A 2,564-nucleotide genomic window follows, 5' to 3' on the forward strand; every position below is an offset into this window, starting at 1 on the left:
TCGAAGGGGTGTCCGCTGACGCTCCCACCCCTTCGAGTCCTTCCGGCTCCGCCTCCAGGACCAGGCCCGCTACGGCGGGCCGGCTGGCAGTGGTGGTGTGGTCTGTCGAGTGCGGGCTGGGGGTCCCTCGGATGCAGTCCCGGCGTACCTCACTGGATCGGGTTGTGACGTCCCCACGCCATATGTGCCAGCGGCCACACGATCCCGAGCCCGGTCATGACCGCGGCGGCAACCCAATGTCTCGTTCCCTGTCCCAGTATCAGCACCGTGGCAACGCCTACTGCGGTGCCGAGACTCAGGGCGAGGCAAGGCCACCACGCTTTACGCCGCACCAACCCTGGCGTGGAGCAGACAGTCACAACGAACCCGGCCAGTATCGCGAGCTCGTACCATCCGCCGCCCTCAGGGAGACTCCAGCTGATCCCCCCTCTGGGTCTGCCGTGCTGCTCGTATCCCAGATGGGCGGCACCCGCCACCCCCCAAAACAGCGCACTGGCCCCCACTCCGCCGATCACTGCCCGCCACCCCTGATTGATCATCCACCGGACGCTACAGTCCGGGCCCAAACCCCACCAGCCGTCGTCCCGAACAGGCGCTCATACTCCCGACCATGGCAGCCGGGGTTGTCGTTCCGGGGGCCTCCTACGCCCACTCGCGGTACAGTGATCAGTGTGCATCACGTCGAAGATGTGGTGTGTAGTATCCCGAGAACATTGCCACCTCCTCCCTGGCGGTCTCCCGCCGCTTCCTTTCAGTGGAGTGCCGAATGCAGAAGACCGGTGACATCGTGCTGCGGCCTCACCAGGAGGAAGCGGTGGAGGCGATTGTCCGGGGGCTGGACATTCCGCCCGGGAAGCGGATTCCGGCGGCTGGTCTGCGGGCGACGGTGGTGGCGGCGTGCGGAACCGGGAAGACGTTCATGGCGGCCGCGGCGGCGCTCCGGCTTGCCCGGCACGGCCGGGTCCTGGTGCTCCTGCCGACGCTCGATCTCCTGACGCAGACGGTGCGGGAGTGGCGGCTCGCCGGGCACAGGGGGCCGGCGGTCGCGGTCTGCTCGCTGGACGACGACCCGCAGCTGTGGCAGCTCGACGTCCGGACCACCACGTCAGCTCCGCAGCTGGGGCTGTGGCACGGGCGCGGCCCCGTCACGGTCTACGCCACCTATGCGTCGCTGCCGGTCATCGCCGAAGCCCACGAGGGCCTGTACGGGCTGCCCATGGACGTCTTCGACCTAGTCATCGTCGACGAGGCACACCGGACGTCCGGGTCGGCCGGGAAGGCGTGGGCCGACGTCCACCGCCAGGACGTGATCCCGGCGATGCGCCGGCTCTACATGACCGCAACCCCCCGGATCTGGCAGGAACGGCCCCCGCGGTCCCGGGCGCAGGAACGAGAGCAGGAGGAAGCACGCCGGCTCGCCGACGAGGAACGGCGTAGGGAGGCCGAGGCGGAGGAGCGTAGGGAGGCCGAGGCGGAGGAGCGCAGGGAGGCGGAGGCCGAGGGGCAGGCGTACGTCTCCCGGCCGCGGTGGGACCGGCTCCCGAAGGAGCTCGCGTGCTCGATGGACGACGAGACAGTGTTCGGGCCCGTCGTCTACGAACTCTCCCTCGCCTCAGCCATCTCGCGGGGGCTTTTGGCGAAGTATCAGATCGTGGTGGCAGAGCTGACCGATCCTGTCGTGACGCCGGAGCGGCTGAATGGTGAGGAGCGGTACGAGGAACAGTTCCGCGGCCAGCGGCTCGCCGCGATGCAGACCGCGCTCCTGGAGACGATGGCCGCCCACGGGCTGCAGACCACCATCACCTTCCACCACCGCACGATCGAGGCAGAGGCCTTCGCCACCGGGCTCGACCGCGTCGCGCGCCGACTCCATGCTGTCGATCCCGTCCGGCATCCGGAGCGCGTGTGGTCGGGATGGCTGTGCGGGGAACACGAAGGCACCCACCGGCAGACCGTACTCGCCGACTTCGGACGCCGGGCCGGCCGCGCCGTGCTCTCCAACTGCCGGGTCCTGGGCGAAGGCGTCGACATCAGAAGTGTGGATTCGGTAGCCCTGATCGACCCCAGAGGGTCCGCGGTCGACATCGTCCAGGCCATCGGACGGGCGCTGCGACAGCACCCCGGCCAGGGCAAGACGGCCACCCTCATCGTGCCCGTCTTTCTGGGCGCGGATGAAAAACCCGAAGACATGCTTTCGTCAAATTCGTACCGGCCGCTGATTCGGGTTTTGGAGGGTTTGCGGGCGCACGACGAAAAGGCTGTGGAAATGCTTGCCATTCCGCAGGAGAACCAGAAAAGGGTCGTGAACCCGTCACTGCCGGTCGGGAAGTCGCCCGAGGACGGTGAGGAGGAGTCACGGCTGCTGCTCCGGTTCGCGACGCTGCGGGATCCCGCGCTCATCGCGAAGTGGATCAGCTACACCGTCATCAACACCGAACGCCAGGATTGGCGCCGGGGCGCCGAAGCCGCCTACCGCTACCGGCAGCGCGAAGGCGATCTGGACGTGCCGTACGAGCACGTCGAGGCCGAAGGGGCGTTCCCGCTCGGGCGGTGGCTCTCCGATC

At 68.4% G+C, this 2,564-nt stretch carries 1 protein-coding gene; it reads left to right on the forward strand.

The window, feature by feature from the left end:
• Positions 1–766: 766 nt before the first annotated feature.
• Positions 767–2,564: DEAD/DEAH box helicase family protein (locus tag ACWGIU_RS35205; protein WP_453712164.1), on the forward strand; the 1,798-nt coding region annotated here is incomplete at its 3' end.

Source organism: Streptomyces sp. NPDC054840, from assembly GCF_053611065.1.